Annotated in this window: 13 protein-coding genes; 6 read left to right on the forward strand and 7 right to left on the reverse strand. The window is 66.3% G+C overall.

Features of this window, described 5'->3' with window-relative positions:
• Window positions 1–126 precede the first annotated feature (126 nt).
• Genes LPN03_RS07795 through LPN03_RS07810 form a run of 4 tightly spaced genes read left to right on the forward strand, consistent with a single transcriptional unit; the run spans window position 127 to window position 2,392 of the window.
• Window positions 127–456, forward strand: a complete 330-nt coding sequence (locus tag LPN03_RS07795; protein WP_165182259.1) for a PadR family transcriptional regulator — start codon at window positions 127–129, stop codon at window positions 454–456.
• A gap of 2 nt (window positions 457–458) precedes the next feature.
• Window positions 459–824 carry a DUF1048 domain-containing protein gene (locus tag LPN03_RS07800; RefSeq protein WP_165182258.1) on the forward strand — a complete coding sequence of 122 codons (366 nt, stop codon included), beginning with the start codon at window positions 459–461 and terminating at the stop codon, window positions 822–824.
• Window positions 825–849: 25 nt separating this feature from the next.
• Complete coding sequence (locus LPN03_RS07805) at window positions 850–1,620, forward strand: ABC transporter ATP-binding protein (protein WP_165182257.1); 771 nt, start codon at window positions 850–852, stop codon at window positions 1,618–1,620.
• 10 nt (window positions 1,621–1,630) lie between these two features.
• Window positions 1,631–2,392 carry an ABC transporter permease gene (locus tag LPN03_RS07810; RefSeq protein WP_165182256.1) on the forward strand — a complete coding sequence of 254 codons (762 nt, stop codon included), beginning with the start codon at window positions 1,631–1,633 and terminating at the stop codon, window positions 2,390–2,392.
• A gap of 64 nt (window positions 2,393–2,456) precedes the next feature.
• Here the strand turns inward: LPN03_RS07810 and LPN03_RS07815 are convergent, their stop codons facing one another.
• From LPN03_RS07815 to LPN03_RS07825, 3 genes are read right to left on the reverse strand one after another with little or no spacing between them, the layout of a single operon-like run.
• Window positions 2,457–3,143 (reverse strand): DNA alkylation repair protein, encoded by a 687-nt coding sequence (locus LPN03_RS07815; protein WP_262453831.1) that lies wholly within the window; start codon window positions 3,141–3,143, stop codon window positions 2,457–2,459.
• Window positions 3,144–3,200: 57 nt separating this feature from the next.
• Complete coding sequence (locus LPN03_RS07820) at window positions 3,201–5,000, reverse strand: ATP-binding cassette domain-containing protein (protein ID WP_262453811.1); 1,800 nt, start codon at window positions 4,998–5,000, stop codon at window positions 3,201–3,203.
• A 21-nt stretch (window positions 5,001–5,021) separates the two neighbouring features.
• Window positions 5,022–8,270 carry a GH92 family glycosyl hydrolase gene (locus LPN03_RS07825; protein ID WP_262453812.1) on the reverse strand — a complete coding sequence of 1,083 codons (3,249 nt, stop codon included), beginning with the start codon at window positions 8,268–8,270 and terminating at the stop codon, window positions 5,022–5,024.
• Window positions 8,271–8,443: 173 nt separating this feature from the next.
• On the opposite strand from LPN03_RS07825, the gene LPN03_RS07830 reads away from it, so the two are divergent.
• Window positions 8,444–9,316, forward strand: coding sequence for a glycosyl hydrolase family 18 protein (locus LPN03_RS07830; RefSeq protein ID WP_262453813.1), 873 nt, complete (start codon window positions 8,444–8,446; stop codon window positions 9,314–9,316).
• A 24-nt stretch (window positions 9,317–9,340) separates the two neighbouring features.
• Here the strand turns inward: LPN03_RS07830 and LPN03_RS07835 are convergent, their stop codons facing one another.
• Genes LPN03_RS07835 through LPN03_RS07845 form a run of 3 tightly spaced genes read right to left on the reverse strand, consistent with a single transcriptional unit; the run spans window position 9,341 to window position 12,560 of the window.
• Window positions 9,341–10,087 (reverse strand): ThuA domain-containing protein, encoded by a 747-nt coding sequence (locus tag LPN03_RS07835; RefSeq protein ID WP_262453814.1) that lies wholly within the window; start codon window positions 10,085–10,087, stop codon window positions 9,341–9,343.
• A 2-nt stretch (window positions 10,088–10,089) separates the two neighbouring features.
• Window positions 10,090–11,190 carry a Gfo/Idh/MocA family protein gene (locus LPN03_RS07840; protein ID WP_262453815.1) on the reverse strand — a complete coding sequence of 367 codons (1,101 nt, stop codon included), beginning with the start codon at window positions 11,188–11,190 and terminating at the stop codon, window positions 10,090–10,092.
• Window positions 11,187–12,560 (reverse strand): glycoside hydrolase family 125 protein, encoded by a 1,374-nt coding sequence (locus LPN03_RS07845; RefSeq protein WP_262453816.1) that lies wholly within the window; start codon window positions 12,558–12,560, stop codon window positions 11,187–11,189. The genes LPN03_RS07840 and LPN03_RS07845 overlap by 4 nt, the downstream gene beginning before the upstream one ends.
• A gap of 220 nt (window positions 12,561–12,780) precedes the next feature.
• Between LPN03_RS07845 and LPN03_RS07850 the strand changes: the two genes are divergently transcribed.
• Window positions 12,781–14,040, forward strand: coding sequence for an ROK family transcriptional regulator (locus tag LPN03_RS07850; protein ID WP_262453817.1), 1,260 nt, complete (start codon window positions 12,781–12,783; stop codon window positions 14,038–14,040).
• Here LPN03_RS07850 and LPN03_RS07855 read toward each other — a convergent pair.
• On the reverse strand, window positions 14,021–15,676 hold the full coding sequence (locus LPN03_RS07855; protein ID WP_262453818.1) for an ABC transporter substrate-binding protein: 1,656 nt from the start codon (window positions 15,674–15,676) through the stop codon (window positions 14,021–14,023). The two genes, LPN03_RS07850 and LPN03_RS07855, sit on opposite strands and share 20 nt — an antisense overlap.
• Window positions 15,677–15,698 lie beyond the last annotated feature (22 nt).

Raw genomic sequence — 15,698 nt, forward strand, 5'->3', positions numbered from 1 at the left:
CCGGCCCCATCCGAACCCCTCCCGCACGGCCTGCCGGGTCCCTCAAAAAAAAGTATTGCACGATCGCTACTTAACGCTACTATGTACTGGTAGCTAGTATCACCAAGTAGTGAAGGGAGGCGCCGAATGGGCAAGCAAATGACGGAGATGCTCAAGGGCACCTTGGAGGGCATCGTCCTGGCAATCCTGTCAGTGCGGCCTGCCTACGGGTATGAGATCACAGCGCGGCTGCGGGAACAGGGCTTCGCGGACATCGCCGAAGGAACCGTCTATGCACTGCTGGTGCGGATTGAGCGCAACGGCCTGGTCGGGGTGGAAAAGGTTCCCTCCGAGAAGGGGCCGCCACGCAAGGTGTATTCGCTCAACGTCCCGGGCCGCGAATATCTCGAGGAATTTTGGACCACATGGGGCTTCCTGGCGGACAGGCTGGGACAGCTCAAGGAGGAAGGAAAGTAGCCATGGCAACAAACTGGATTGAGCTGGTCGCCGGCTCGCTGGAGCAGAAGAAGCAGTACAGGCAGTACAAGGCGCGCATCAAGGCGCTGCCGCCAAACTACCGCACGGCCATTGAGGCCCTGGACCGCTACCTCATGTACTTCGGTGCCGTCACGAAGGGCGACACGCTGCTGTTGATGCTGGAGGACCTGCTGGTCCTTTTCGAGCAGAGCGCCGCGGACGGCACCACCGTCCGCGCCATTGTCGGGGCGGACCCCGTGGAGTTCGTGGACTCATTCCTGGCGAACTATTCGGAGGGGCAGTGGATCAACAAGGAGCGCAAGCGCCTGGTCGACTCCATCGACGCCATCGCGGACAGCGAACAGTAATTTCGCAGAAGGGAAGGACAGGCAGATGGAAACCACCAGCGGCCAGGCACCCGTGATTCATGTTGAGGGCCTGGAAAAGTCATTCAAGGATTTGCAAGTGCTGCGCGGCGTGGACTTTGACGTGGCGCAGGGAAGCGTTTTTGCCCTGCTCGGATCGAACGGGGCGGGCAAGACCACAGTGGTCAGGATCCTGGCCACGCTCCTGAAGGCCGACGCCGGTGCTGCCGCGGTCAACGGCTTCGACGTCGCCTCCCAGCCCGCCCAGGTGCGGGAGTCGTTCAGCCTCACCGGCCAGTTCGCGGCGGTGGATGAAATCCTCACCGGGCGGGAGAACCTGGTCCTGGTTGCCAAGCTGCGGCACGTCAAGGACCCCGGCGCCGTTGCGGATGCGCTGCTCGAGCGGTTCTCATTGGCCGATTCGGGCGCCCGGAAGGTCTCCGAGTACTCGGGCGGCATGCGCCGGCGGCTGGACATTTCGATGAGCCTTATCGGCAACCCGCCCGTGATCTTCCTCGACGAGCCGACCACCGGGCTTGACCCGCAGGCGCGCCTGGAGGTCTGGGCCGCCGTGCGCGAACTCGCGGCGCACGGCACCACGGTTTTGCTCACCACGCAAACCCTGGACGAGGCCGAACAGCTCGCGGACAGGATAGCCATCCTGCACGGGGGCCGGATCATCGTCAACGGCACCTTGGCCGAGCTCAAGGCGCTGCTCCCGCCGGCCAAAGTTGAATACGTTGAAAAGCAGCCGACCCTCGAGGATGTCTTCCTCGCCCTGGTCGGCGAGAAGGACTGAGGAGAATTCGATGAAAACCCACTTTTTCGGCGACACCGCCGTGCTGCTGGGACGCTCCCTGCGCCACATCAGCCGCAGCCTGGACACGATCATCACCACCACCATCATGCCGATCGCCTTCATGCTGCTCTTTGTCTACGTTTTTGGCGGGGCCATCAAGACCGGCTCCGGCAGCTACGTCAACTACCTGCTGCCGGGCATCCTTCTCATCACCATTGCCTCCGGCATCTCCTACACGGCGTTCCGGCTGTTCCTGGACATGAAGGGCGGCATCTTCGAGCGGTTCCAGTCCATGCCGATCGCCCGCTCCTCCGTGCTGTGGGCGCACGTGCTGACGTCCCTGGTTGCCAACCTGGTCTCTATCGTCGTCGTCGTGCTCGTGGCCCTGGTCATGGGATTCCGCAGCCCGGCAGGCCCGCTGGCATGGCTGGCAGTGGCCGGAATCCTGATGCTGTTCACGCTGGCGCTGACCTGGATAGCTGTGATCCCAGGGCTGTCGGCGACGTCGGCGGACGGCGCCAGCGCCTTCTCCTACCCGATCATCTTCCTGCCGTTCATCAGCTCGGCGTTCGTGCCCACCGCCACCATGCCGGGGCCGGTGCGCTGGTTTGCCGAAAACCAGCCGGTCACCTCCATCGTCAACTCCATCCGCGACCTTTTCGCGCAGCAGCCGGTGGGGAGCAACATCTGGGTGGCGCTGGTCTGGTGTGTCGGCATCCTGGTGGTGGCGTACTTCTTCGCCATGGCCGCCTACCGGAAGAAGATTGCCTGAGCCCCACACAAGGCAGGCGGCCCGTCCGGGGTTTCCGGCCGGGCCGCCAGGCCGCCCGTCCGGGCTACTGGCCGCCTTGCCGGCGCACCATTTCGGCAATCCACAGCGGCGCGAAAGGCGAGGTGCAGTTCGGCGGCGTCGGGTAGTCCCTGAGGACCCCCAGGCGTTCGCCGATGTCGACGGCACGGGCCCGCAGATCCGGGTTCCCTATGCCGATCTGGGCCAGGCAGGTGTTCATGGCCCACTGCAGCCGGTCCGGGGCATCCGCCATGTGCGCCTCGATGAGGTCCAGCAGCCCCGGGAGGTCCAGTCCGCCGGGTGTCTTGGCAATGCGGTCGCCGGTCAGCCCCCAGCCCGCACTCGCCACCACGGGGTCGGGGTCGGCGAACCAGGCCACGCGCAGTTCCTCGGTGTGCGGGCCCTTCTTCACCACGTAGTTGACAAACCAGTCGTTGACCTTGGGGACGCTGGATTGGCGCATCATGGTGTCCAGTTCCCCGGCTGTGAAGGCCTTGGGGCGGCTGATCAGCAGCGACAGGAGGCGGGCCACGGTGTCCCCCGTGTCCCAGAGTTCGCGTGCCAGCTCGGGCTGGGGCTTGAGCCGTTTTGCAATGGCCCGCAGCTTGCCCAGGTTCACCCCGTGGTCGTCCCCGTGTTTCTCATTCACGGCGCGTGCCCGCGGGTCCTCCAGTGCGGCCAGCTCGGCCATTACTTCGGCGGCCGTGGTTCCGGCCGCTGTCGTTGGGGGCATCATGCTCTCCTGTCCATCGGACCTGGCGCTGGCCTGTCCGGCCGGCGCGCTTTCAGCCTACCGGGAAGTTGCAGCCACACCCAGGGCCTGGTCCACGGGCGGCCGCCGGCTGACGCCGCCGTCGAGCTGTTCGGCGAATATCTCGCTGAAGCGGCCAGGCTCAGCCATGAGCTCTTCATAACGGCCCTGCTGGACCACCCGGCCGCCGTCGATCACGTAAATCCGGTCCATGCCCTTCAGCGTCCAGGCCCGGTGGGAGACCACGATGGTGATGCGGTTGTGGCGGGTCCTGGCGAGTTCCCGGAAGATGTCCTGTTCGGCCTCGGCGTCAATGGCCGACGTCGGCTCGTCCAGCACCCAGATGGCGGGGTCTCGCAGGTAGATGCGGGCCAGCGCCAGGCGCTGCCACTGCCCGCCGGAAACGCCCAGCCCGCCCCACTGTTCGCCCAGCTGGGTGTCCAGGCCGAGCGGGAACTTGCGGACCAGGTCCGCGGCGCGGGCGGATTCCAGCGCCGCCCACACCTCCTCGTCGGTGATCCCGGTGCGCGGGGTGCCCAGGCACACCACCTCCCGGATCGTCATCTCGTAGCGGCCAAACTCCTGGGTCAGCAGGCCGAAGTAGCCCAGCCAGACATCCTCGGACAGTTCCGCCTGCGTCTGCCCGTCAATCGAGACTGTCCCGCCGGAGAGTTCGGTCAGGCCCAGCAGCGCGTTCACGGTGGTGGTTTTTCCGGCGCCGTTCACGCCCACCAGCGCGATGATCTCGCCTCGGCGGGCCTCCACGCTGACATCCCGGAGCGTGTCAACGGCCGCCCCCGGGTAGCGGTGCTTCATGTTTGCCCCGGCCAGGCGTTCCGCCGTGGGGACAATGACCTGTTCGCCGCGCTTTTGCTTGCCGGAATCGGCGAAAAACACCCGGAGCCCCTCGCATTGCGGCGAGTTTTGCACGGAGGCGCCAATGGAGCCGGCGGCACCGCCCACTGACGCCATGGCAGCCATGACCCCGTACACGCCGGCCACGGCCGCGGGCCCATAGTGCATGTCCACCACCACGGCCCCCATGGCGCCGACCAGCAGCACGGTGGTGATGGCACCGATGGCCCAGTCCATGCCCAGCACGGCCTTGGACAGCTTGTCCCGCGCCGCGACCACGTCAGTCCACGTGCTCCGGACCATGTCCGCCACGCGTTCTCCCGTACCCAGCCCCGACAGTTCCGTGGCTGTCTTTTCCCGCACCAGCAGGTCGCGCAGGTAGCGTTCCCGGCCAAACAAGGTGCCCAGGCTCTCCCACATGCGGGTCTGGACGCCGCCCAGGATCTTGGCGGAAACCATGGTGGGGACCAACGCCAGCAAGACCAGGAGCCCGGCCAGCTTGCTGAATGCAAAGAGTGCGATGATGACGCCCACCACGGCCAGCGTCTGCTCCAAAACGCCTGCCACGAGGGATTCGAACTGGTAGCTGACCTGTTCGGAGATGGCCCGGTTGTGCTTCTCGATGGCCGTGGTGGTGGCCGGCTTCACCAGCTCCGAAGGGCGCATCCGGGCCACCCTGTGAGCGAGCCTGGTCTGCATGGCTGCGGCGGCCCGGGTCATGGCCATCAGGCGGATCGTGGCGCAGGCCACCCGCACGGGGCCGGTGAATCCGACAATGAGCACCACCCACAGCAGCGGGACAATGACGTCGCCCATCGCGTGGGCGCCCTTGAGGGAATTGACCAGCGCCGCAATCGCCAGCACCTGCATGGCGGGGATGGCTGACATGACCAGGGACAGGGCGATGGTGATCACGGTCCGGCGCGGCGAGGCCCGGAACGTCTGGCTGATGATGAATCCGGAACTGCGCAAATATGTCTTCATGATTCCTTAAGTTCCTGCCGGTTACAGCCCGGCGAAAAGTTCCAGCTGGTACACGGTTGCCGCGCCCGCCGCGGTCAGCCGGTAGTGGGTGGCCGGCCAGCCGGACACCTGGAACGGGCGGGTCTGGCGCTCCCAGAGGAACGATTCGCCGCTGCGGGTGTCCAGGACTGTCCAGTCATCGCCGTTCAGCGAGCCCTCCAGGACCCAGCCGGTGAGCTGCGGGCCGGCCGTCACGGTATACAGCGTCACGGCCGCGGGTGCCTGGAGCGCATAGGCCGCCCACCCGCCGTCGGGCATGGAAACGCCGTCCACGGAGGTGTTGTTGAACAGCAGTTCCGGCGCGTCCACGGACCCCGAAATGTCGCCGTCGGGCGCTGTGAGGTCCGACGCCGGGGCCCGGGTTGCGCCGGGGGCGTCCAGTGACGGCGGGGCTGCTTCGGCAGACGACCCCCAGGCGGCCGGTTCCGCGCCGAGCACGAAGTCCAGCGTGGCGCCGGCGGCAAGGGTTGCATGGTCGATGAAGGTGCTGTGCCACGGCTCGCCATTGATGGTGAGGGACTGGATGTACACGTTGTCGGGGCCGTGGTTGGCTGCCCGGACCGTGATGGTGTTGCCGGTGGCGAGCCGGACTGAGGCGTCGGCGTAGAGCGGCGCGGTGAGGATGAAACCGCCCGAGGCCAGGGACAGCGGGTAGAAGCCCAGCGCTGCAAAAACGTACCAGGCGGACATTTCGCCGTTGTCCTCGTCCCCGGGGTAGCCCTGGCCGATCTCGCTGCCGGTGAAGAGGCGGGCCACGCTTTCGCGGGTGATGGCCTGGGTCTTGTGCGGGGCGTCCGTGAACGCGTACATGAACGGGGCGTGGTGGGCCGGCTGGTTGGAGATGCCGAACATGCCCATGCGGATGTTGCGGGCCTCGGTCATCTCATGGATGACGTCCCAGTAGGAGCCCTTGAACTCGTGGCGGGCCGTTTCGGGCGTGGCGAAGTACTCGTCCAGCTTCGCCTCCAGGCCCTTCCGGCCGCCGTGGAGTGCGGCCAGGCCGGCACCGTCCTGCGGCACGCTGAAGGCCATGCCCCAGGCGTTGGTTTCCGTGTAGTCGTGCCCCCAGGTGCGGGGGTCGAAGGTGTCCGGGCCGTGGCTGAAGGCGCCCCCGCTGTTGCGGCCCTGGAAGAAGCCGGTGGCCGGGTCAAAGAGGTGCCGGTAGCCGCGGGCCCGGTTGCCAAAGTAGGCGGCGTTGGCTGCATACTCGGCGCGGCGGGGGTCCTCCGCGGAGGCGCGTTCCAGCAGCAGTTCGGAGAAGCGGGCCACGCCGTAGTCGCTGATGGCGTTTTCCAGCGACCAGGACATGGCCTCGTCCGTGGCGTCGCTGGGGATCCAGCCGGTGAAGATGCCCACGTCCAGCCCCTTGCGGCCCGTGGCGGAATCACCGGAGGGCACGGTGGCGTTGCGCAGCGCGGAATCGTAGGCGTCGGCCAGGTCAAAGCCGCCCACGCCGTTGAGCGCGGCATCGGCAAAGACCAGGTCGCTGCTGGTGCCCACCATGCAATCCGAGTAGCCGGGTGCCGACCAGCGGGGGGTCCAGCCGCCGTCGCGGTAGTGCTCCACGAAGCCGTCCAGCATGTTCCCTGCCCGGTCGGGGTCCAGCAGGCACAGTGCCGGCCATTCCGTGCGGTAGGTGTCCCAGAAGCCGTTGTTGACGAAGGTGGTGCCGGGGTTCAGCTGCGAGCCGGTCACCTCGGCGCCGTGGGCGTCCGCGGGCTTGAGGAAGCTGGCGTACTGCCATTTGGGCTCAGCCGTGGTGCCCGCGTTTTCGCTGGCCGAGTTCGGGTACAGGAACATCCGGTACAGGTTGGAGTACAGCGTGGTGAGCTGGTCCGCACTGGCGCCCTGCACGGTGACGGCGCCGAGCTTGGCGTCCCACAGTTCCCTGGCGCGGGCCGCAACCTGGTCCACGCCGTCGCCGTCGGGAATTTCCAGGGCCAGGCTGTGGCGGGCCTGGGCGATGCTGATGAAGGACGTGGCCGCCTTGACGTTCACGGTGCGGGATTCATCCAGTGCGAACCGCACCCACCCGGCGGGGCGTTCGGCGTCGAACATGCCGGATTCCAGGGCGGGGCGGTCTGCCACGGCGTAAAAGTACATGCGCAGGGCGGTGGAGTTTTCGCTGCCGTCCACGTAGCCGGACAGCACCGGCAGCCCGTTGGTTCCGGTGCTGATGGTCAGGGAGCCGTTGTTGTCGAGCTGGTCCAGCAGCAGGGTGGCGCCCGTTGCGCCGTCGTTGCCTGTGCCCTCCGGGTACTCGAAGCGGAGCGCCACGGAGTGGTCGGCGGGCGCAGCCGTGGCCACCAGGCCGTTGTCGAAGGTGACGCGGTAGCGGTGCGGCCCGGCCTCTTCGTTGCCGTGCCGGAAAGCCAGCGCGCGCGTGGCAGGGTCCAGCTCGGGGGTGCCCGTGCCGGGCATGAACTGCAGCACGGAGTAGTCGTTCATCCACGGGCTGGGCTGGTGGGAGATGCTCAGGGCCTGCAGGGCACTCACCCCGGGGGCCACGTCGTGCTGGTGGTAGGCGTAGACCCACTGGGTGGTGCGGGCGTCAGTGCAGGGGGTGATGAAGTTGAAGCCGAAGGGCACGGCCGCGGCCGGCAGCGTGTTGCCGCGCGACACCCCGCCGGAGGAATGCGTGCCGCGCGTGGTCAGCACGTGGTCACTGGGGCGCCCCTCCCCCGCCGGATCGGCAGCCACATAAAGCTCGACGCCGTCGATCCAGCCTTCCAGCGTGGCCTCCGGCACGCCACCGGGCAGGTGCACGGCTGCCTCGATGGCGGTGACCGTGCGGCCCGCCAGCGGGGTCAGGTCAATGGTGCGGATGTTCCACTGGTCGGGGATGAGCGTCTTGGCTTCGCCCTGGGCCTTCGCGCCCGCGCCGAAGCCGTATTGGTCCGCCAGCCCGGTCTCCGAGAGGCGGGTGCCGCCGTCCAGGACCAGGTCGACGGCGGCGGCACAGGCCCCGTAGCCGCCTGCCGGGTCGTCGTCGTTGCCGGCAAACGCCGGGTAGAGGAAGTACCTCAGGGTGCTGCCCGCCGCGATCCGGTGCGTTTCCTCCCGCAGCACGGCGCGAACCGTGCGCTCCGCACCCAAGGGGGCTCCGGCGTCGGCCGTGTCCTTGGGCTCGTTGGCGGAAACGGTGTAGCGCCACGGGGAGGCGGTGTTGAAGCCCTGCCCCGGGCGCGAGCTGGGCGTGTGGGAGGGTCCGCTGTGGGGCAGCAATTCCATGGCTGTTCCTTGGAGGTCAGGAAGGGGTGAGGTCTGTGGGGACGCGCGGCACCGGGAGCGGAATGCTGTGACGCACGGCATAACTATTCTATGCTTAAGCGCATAAGTTAAGTCCATCACCAGAGACGCCTTTTCGGGATTTTCCGGCAGGCACCACGTCGCAAAGGATTGCCATGACAGCTACGCCCCTCAACCCAGCCGCCCCCGGACGCGTGGTGGTCTACTACCAGACGAACCAGGTGGACGGGACCCTGGTGTCCCCCGTGGAACTGGCACGCCGCTGCCCGGAGCTGACGGCCATCATTGTGGGTGCCATCCATGTCAACGCCGAGCCCGGGGACATCACGCTCAATGACGACCCCGCCGACCACCCCGACAACCAGGCGATGTGGGCCGAGCTGGCCGCCGTGCAGGAGCAGGGCGTGGCCGTGATCGGGATGCTGGGCGGGGCCGCGATGGGCAGCTTCGAGCGGCTTGAACCCGCCACCTTCGGCACCTACTACCCGCCGCTGCGCGAACTCATCGGCAAGTACCGGCTGGACGGGATCGACCTGGACGTGGAAGAGGACATGTCGGTGGAGGGTGCACGCCACCTGGTCGACGCACTGCGGGCAGACTTCGGCCCGGATTTCATCATTACGCTGGCCCCCGTGGCCACGGCCCTGTCCGGTGGCGGAAACCTTTCCGGCTTCGACTACGAGGAACTCTGGGCCACCCACGGCGGCCAGATTGACTGGATGAACGCCCAGTTCTACTGCGGTTGGGGCGTGCTGGACAGCACGGCCGAATATGACGCCATCATCTCCCGCGGCGTTTTCCCGGCCGCCAAGGTGGTTGCGGGGACCAGCACCCACCCCATGCACGGCAAGGGGTTTGTGGAGCCTGCCGTGCTTAATAAGACGGTGGCATCGCTGGCAGACAAGTACCCGGATTTTGGCGGCATGTCGTCCTGGGAATACTTCAACTCGGAGCCCGGCGGCACCGCTGCACCGTGGGAGTGGGCGCAGGCCATGGGAGCCGCCATGGAGCAGGGCCGCACCCGCTGACTGGGCCGGACGGCTCGACTCTTGTCAGCTGCCGAAGGAGCCGCGCTGGGGGTTGCCCACGGATGGGGCCTGGCGCTCGATGCGGGGCTGGGCGGCCCACTTGACGCCGTTGGCGAGGACCTGGCGGATCTCGGCCTGGTTGTAGACGGGGTATTCCTGGTCGCCGGGGCTGAAGTAAAAGATCCGGCCCCTGCCGCGCGTGAAGGTGACACCGGAGCGGAACACCTCGCCGCCGTCGAACGAGCTGATGAACACCAAATCGTCCGGGGTGGGGATGTCAAAGAATTCCCCGTACATTTCCTGTTCCGGGATGACGATGGGCCCGGTGATGCCCTCGGCGATGGGGTGGGTCGGGTTGACGTTCCAGACCAGCTCCCGTTCCCCGTCATTGCGCCACTGCAGCGAGCAGGTGGTGCCCATCAGGCTGATGAAGATCTTGGAAAAATGCGCCGAGTGGAGCACCAGCAGCCCCATGCCGCCCAGGACATGGCGGCGCACGCGCTGCACCACCTCGTCGCTGACGTCGCCGTGCGCCAGGTGTCCCCACCACAGCAGCACGTCCGTGTCCGCGAGCACGTCCTCGCTGAGTCCGTGCTCCGGATCGGCAAGCACGGCTGTCCGGATGAGCGCGCCAGGGAAGTGCCCGGCCAGCCCTTCCGCGATGGCGCCGTGCATGCCGTTCGGGTAGTAGCCGGCAATGGCGGGCGGGTCCTGGCGGGCCTCGTGCACGCCTTCATTCCAGATGGTGATGCGCAGGCTTTGGGGGTTCATGGCTAAAGCTCCACTTCTCGTTGTTCGCGGGCGGAAAGGTAGCAGGCGTCGATGACCAGCGCCCGTGTCAGTGCCACGGAGCCGTCGTGCCGGCCCCAGTTTTCGGACCCCGAGCGGATGGCGGCCACGAAGTCCTCCACCACGGCCCTGTGGTTGCCGTCCTCGGGAACCTCCGCCACGTAGTCGGCGTTCATGCCATCCACGTCCGTGAAGACGTGCAGGCCGGCGTCGGAGATTGACTGCGACTGGGCAGCCCGCAATTCGGCGCCGCCGTCCGTCCCGTAGACCCGGAAGTCCATGAGGTCTGCCGGGTCCCGGTAGCTGGCCCAGCCCGCCTCCAGGACCAGCGTCACGCCGCCTTCGAGCCGGATGAAGGCGGAGGCAAAGTCCTCCACCTCAAACTTGTGCTCCGACGCTGCGGCCAGGTAGTTCACGTCGCCGCCGCGTCCCTGCGGGCCCAGTTCCGCGTAGGCCGATGCCGAAACGGAGATGACCTTGGGTTCACCCAGCAGGTGCAGTGCATAGTCCAGGACGTGGACGCCAATGTCCGCCAGCGGGCCGCCGCCGGAAAGTTCCGGGTTGGTGAACCAGCTGCCGAGCGTGGGGATGCCGCGCCGGCGCAACCAGGATGCCTTGGCGTAGTACGGCCGCCCCAGCCCGCCGCCGTCGATGATTTCCTTGAGCTTGCGCACGTCCCCGCGGCGCCTGTGGTTGAACACGACGTCAAGCACCCGCCCGGCCTGGCGCGCGGCCGCGACCATCGCGGCACCTTCGGCACCGTTGCGGGCCAGCGGCTTTTCGCTCAGGACATGAAGGCCACGCTCCAGCGCAGCCACGGCGATGGGCGCGTGAAGGAAGGTGGGGACGGCAATGCTGACGGCGTCGAGGCCCTCCAGTTCCAGCAGTTCCTGCCAGGTGGCAAAGGCGTGGGGCACCTGGAAGGTGTCGGCGAGTTCGGCCAGGACATCGGCCTCCATGCCGGCAAGCGCGACGACGTCCACCCCGTCCAGGGCGCTGAAGGCCGCCGGGTGCTGCTGGCCGGCCCAGCCAAGGCCGACGACGCCGACCTTCAGTGTCCGCTCCGCAAAGTCATCGGTTGTCATGAGGCGTTTCCGTTCTTGTTGTCATGGCCGTCGGGGCCCTCGCAATAGTCAAGCAGCAGTTCGCAGAACATGGAGTTGGCCCAGGAAAACCAGGGGCGGGTGAACTGTTCCGGGTTGTCGGGGTTGAAGCCTTCGTGCATGTTGCCGGTGCCGCCGGTGGTGTCCCGAAGGGTCTGCAGGATGTCCCACTTCTCCTCGCGCGTGGCGGCGGTCAACCCCTGGACGGCAAGCGCAATGGGCCAAATGTACCCCTCGGGGGTGTGCGGGCTGCCAATGCCCGCGGCATGGGACCCCGTGTAAAAGTAGGGATTGGCGTTGCTGAGGATGAACGCCCGGGTGGCCTGGTAGACGGGATCGGCCGTGTCCACCCCGCCCGTGAGCGGCAGGGACAGCAGGCTGGGCATGTTGGCGTCATCCATGAGCAGCGTGTTGCCCAGCCCGTCCACCTCATAGGCGTAAATGTCGCCAAACTCGGGGTGGTTGACCACGCCGTGCCGCGCAATGCCTGCCGCAATGTCCGCGCCAAGCGCCAGCGCCTCGGCTGCCAGTTCCGCGTCCTGATAGACGACGGCGGCAATCTCGCCGATGTGGCCAAGGGCCAGCTTCGCAAAATGGTTTCCGGGCACGTTGTAGCTGTACACACAGGCGTCGTCGCTGGGGCGGAACCCGGCCCATGTCATGCCAGTCACGGCCGTGGCCGGCCCCAGCCCGTCACGCGACAGGGTTTCGCTGGGCAGCTCCGTGTGGCGCACAAAGCGGTAGTCGGAGTTCTGCTCATGGTCCTGCTCCAGGCGCCACTGGCGCACGATGGACCGCATCGCCTCATGGACGGCATCCGTAAAGATGTCCGTCCGGCCCGTCCGCCGCCACAGCTGGTGGGCCAGCTGGACCGGAAATGCCAGCGAGTCAATCTCATACTTGCGTTCCCAGATCCAGGGGTTGTCGCAGGCGTCCGCCGGATCATAGGAGGCACCATTCGGTTCCTGGTTGAAGGCGTTGGCGTAGGGGTCCATGGCCACGCACTCAAATTGGCGCCTGACCAGGCCGGCGACGACGTCGGAAAGCTCGTCCCCGGAGTCGGGGCCGGCGCCCCCGCCAACGCCCGCACCCAACAACCTCAGAAACGGGAGCATCTGCGCCGAAGAATCCCGGAGCCACATGGCGGGAATGTCACCGGTGATCACAAAGGTGGTCCCGCCGGCTTCCCTCGTCAAGGTGGTGTCCAGGGTGTTGCGCATGGCGTGGACAAACATCCCGGCCAGGACGGGATCCCCCGTGACCTCGAGGATCCGGGCGGCACCGGCTGCGAAGGCGCCGTGCAGAAATTCAGCTTCCGGTCCGGCCGGCTGCTGTGTACTTGTGGACGGCAATCCGCCACCTCCGTGTAGTGTCATCCCCGGGAAGGGGTATCGAATAAAGATAGTGTAATACTGCAATACAGCCGAGCTTTGTTCGAACCGCGTACTTTTGCTTGATTCTGGCATGGATTAGTCCTAGACCAATGGCCCTACCAGGCGGTAGAGTGGTGTCCAATCATTGACTTCAAACAAAGTCGCCAGTCTTTCGCAGGAATCATTCAGGAGCAGCACCATGGTCGCCCACAACTCACCCGGCAAGGGGCACGCCCCGCAGCCCGCGGCCATGTCCGTCAGCGACTCGGCGATGGACATGCTGACCTTGGTCGCCAACGAAACCACCATCTCCCGCGCCCAGCTGGCCAGGTCCCTCAAGCTTGCCCCTTCCACGGTTTCCCTGCGTGTCAATGAGTTGATGGAAGCGGGCCTGGTGGTGGAAACCGGGGAGGGCTCCTCCACCGGCGGCCGGAAGCCGCGCAGCCTCCAACTCAACCACCGCGCCGGACACGTGCTGGTGGCCGACCTCGGCTCCCGCCACGTCCGGGTGGGCATGATGGACCTCGCCGGCACCTTGCTGGCCACCGAATCGGCCGCCGTCGACGTCGCCACCGGCCCGGAAGCCACCCTCACTGCCATCGCGGCCATGATGGACTCCCTGGCCGCCGGCAACTCCAGCGGGCTGCTGCGGGGTGTGGGCCTGGCCCTGCCCGGCCCCGTGGACTTCGCGGCGGGGTGGGTTGATTCCCCGGCGCGGATGCCCGGCTGGCACCGCTTCCCCATTCGCGACTGGATGTCCGCGCACTTCAACTCCCCGGTATTTTGTGACAACGACGCCAATGTGATGGCCCTGGCCGAACACGCCCTGCGGCAGAATTCCGAGGACCATCCCAAAAAGCCGGTCAACACCTTGTTCATCAAGGCCGGTGCGGCCATTGGCTGTGGATTGGTGGCCAATGGCGAGGTGTACCGCGGCTCCACCGGCACCGCCGGGGACATCACCCACGTGCGCGTCAAGGCGGCCGGTGAGAGGGCCTGCACCTGCGGCAATTTCGGCTGCCTGGAAACCATCGCCAGCGGCTCCGCTGTGGTGGCCGACTTGGTGGCCAAGGGAGTTGAGGTGTCGAACCTGACGGAGGTGGTGGCATTGGCCAATATGGCCGACGCCCTTGCCACCACCAGTGTCCGGACGGCGGGGCGCATGTTGGGGGAAATGCTTTGCAGCATTGTCAACTTCGCCAATCCCGACCATGTCATCCTCGGCGGCGCCCTGTCGCAGGTGGAACCGTATGTTGCAGCCATCCGCAGCCAGCTCTATGAAGGCTGCCACCCCCTGGCCACCAAAAACCTGACCATTGAAAAGTCCATTGCGGGCCCTCATGCCGGGATGATCGGCGTCGGGCTGCTCAGCCTGCGCGAACTGCTGCGCACGAACGTGCTGGTGCCCCAGCTCGATGAGCCGGGGCACCAGCCAGCTGCTACGCCTTCTCGAGGTTGATGGTGGTGATGGCCGCGTTGTTGTAGCCGCCAATGCTGGAGCGGTAGTTGACGGCTTCATCCTTCATGCTCGGGAAGCCCTTCCAGTTCTTGGTGGTCCACATTTCGCCGGAGCCGCCGCTCATGTAGGACAGGTACGGGGCACCCTCCGCGACAGCCTTTTGGATGATCTGCAGCTGCGTGGTGATCTCCGCGATGTTCTGCATCGGCAGGGCCTGCAGCGCTGCCAAGGCGTCATTGGCTTCCTTGGGCATCTTCCACAGGCCCTGGTTGCCGTAGCCCAGCTTTTGCGGTCCTGCCTCCAGGTTCTTCCAGCTGTAGCCCTGGAAGGCGTTGTACGGCGAACCATTCAGGTTGGCCGTCCACACCATCATTTCGTAGTCATGGATCTTGGCCTGGAACACGGTGTCCGGGGTGGGCATGTACTTCACGTCAATGCCCAGGTTCTTCTTCCACTGGTCAATGATCATGGGGGCTACCACAATGTCTGTTGCCTGGCCCAGGTTCACGAACAGGCGCACGGGATAGGACTTGCCATCCTTGGTCAGGTTGCCTCCCTCCACGGTCCAGCCGGCCGCCGCGAGGTCGGCCTTGGCCTTGTCCACGTTGGGCTCCAGCGGCTTGGCGTACTCGGGCAGCAGGTAGCTCTTGTACAGGTCCAGGTTCAGGCCCGTCACGGACGGCACGGTGTAGCCGATGCCCACGGCCTTCGTGGCCGCCGTCAGGTCCACCGAATCGCGGAACGCGCGGCGCACTGCGGCGTCCGTGAATGGCGGGAAGGTGCAGCCGAACAGCACGCCGCGGGAGGATCCGTCCGGGAAGTACTCGTAGTGGTTGTCCTTGCCCATGCCCAGGAACTGCGTCAGGACGCCCGCCCCGCCGCCGTCGGCCCAGTCCACCTTGCCGGAGGAAATGGAGGACTGGATGTTGCCCACGGTGCCGGTGGGAATGATGTGGACTTCCTTGACACCCTTCGCCTTGCCGCCCCAGTAGTCCTCGCGCAGGGTGATCTGGACCTGCTGCCCCGAGAAGCTCTTCAGGACGCCCGGGCCCGTGCCCACCGGCTTCTTGTCCACAAACTTGTCGTGGGCGCCCTGCTTTTCATAGATGTGCTTGGGGTACACGGGGTAGTACATGGACATATTGGTGTCCTGCTGGTAATTCGGGCTGTTGTAATTGACCTCCACCGTGTGCGCGTCCAGCGCCTTTACCGGCTCCTTGATGAAGCCGTCCGGGGCCGGGGCGCCAAACACAAAGTTGTAGGTGTAGGCAACGTCGTCGGCCGTGAACGGCTTGCCGTCGCTCCAGGTCACGCCCTTGCGCAGCGTGTACGTGGCCGTGGCACCGGCGTTGGAATACACCACTTTTTCCGCCAGCGCCGGTTCAAGCTTGCCGCCGTCGCGGGTGGAAACGCGGAACAGCGTCTCATAGAAGAAGCCGATGCCGGGTCCGCCGTCGCCGCCGCCGTTGGCGTTGAAGTTCTCCGGGAACTGATTCGACGCACCGGCGTCGGCGCCCAGCGTCAAAATCCCGTCACCGGCCTGCCCGCCGGCCACCGCGCCCTTGCAGCCGACCATGGTCAGCGCCGAGCCCGCAATGATCGCGCCCAGAAAATTCCTGCGTCCAAAATCCTTCATGTTCTTGCCTTTCAAGGGAATT

Origin of the sequence: Arthrobacter sp. A2-55 (genome assembly GCF_025548615.1) — a bacterium.
In the GTDB taxonomy this organism is placed as follows: Bacteria; Actinomycetota; Actinomycetes; order Actinomycetales; family Micrococcaceae; genus Specibacter; species Specibacter silviterrae.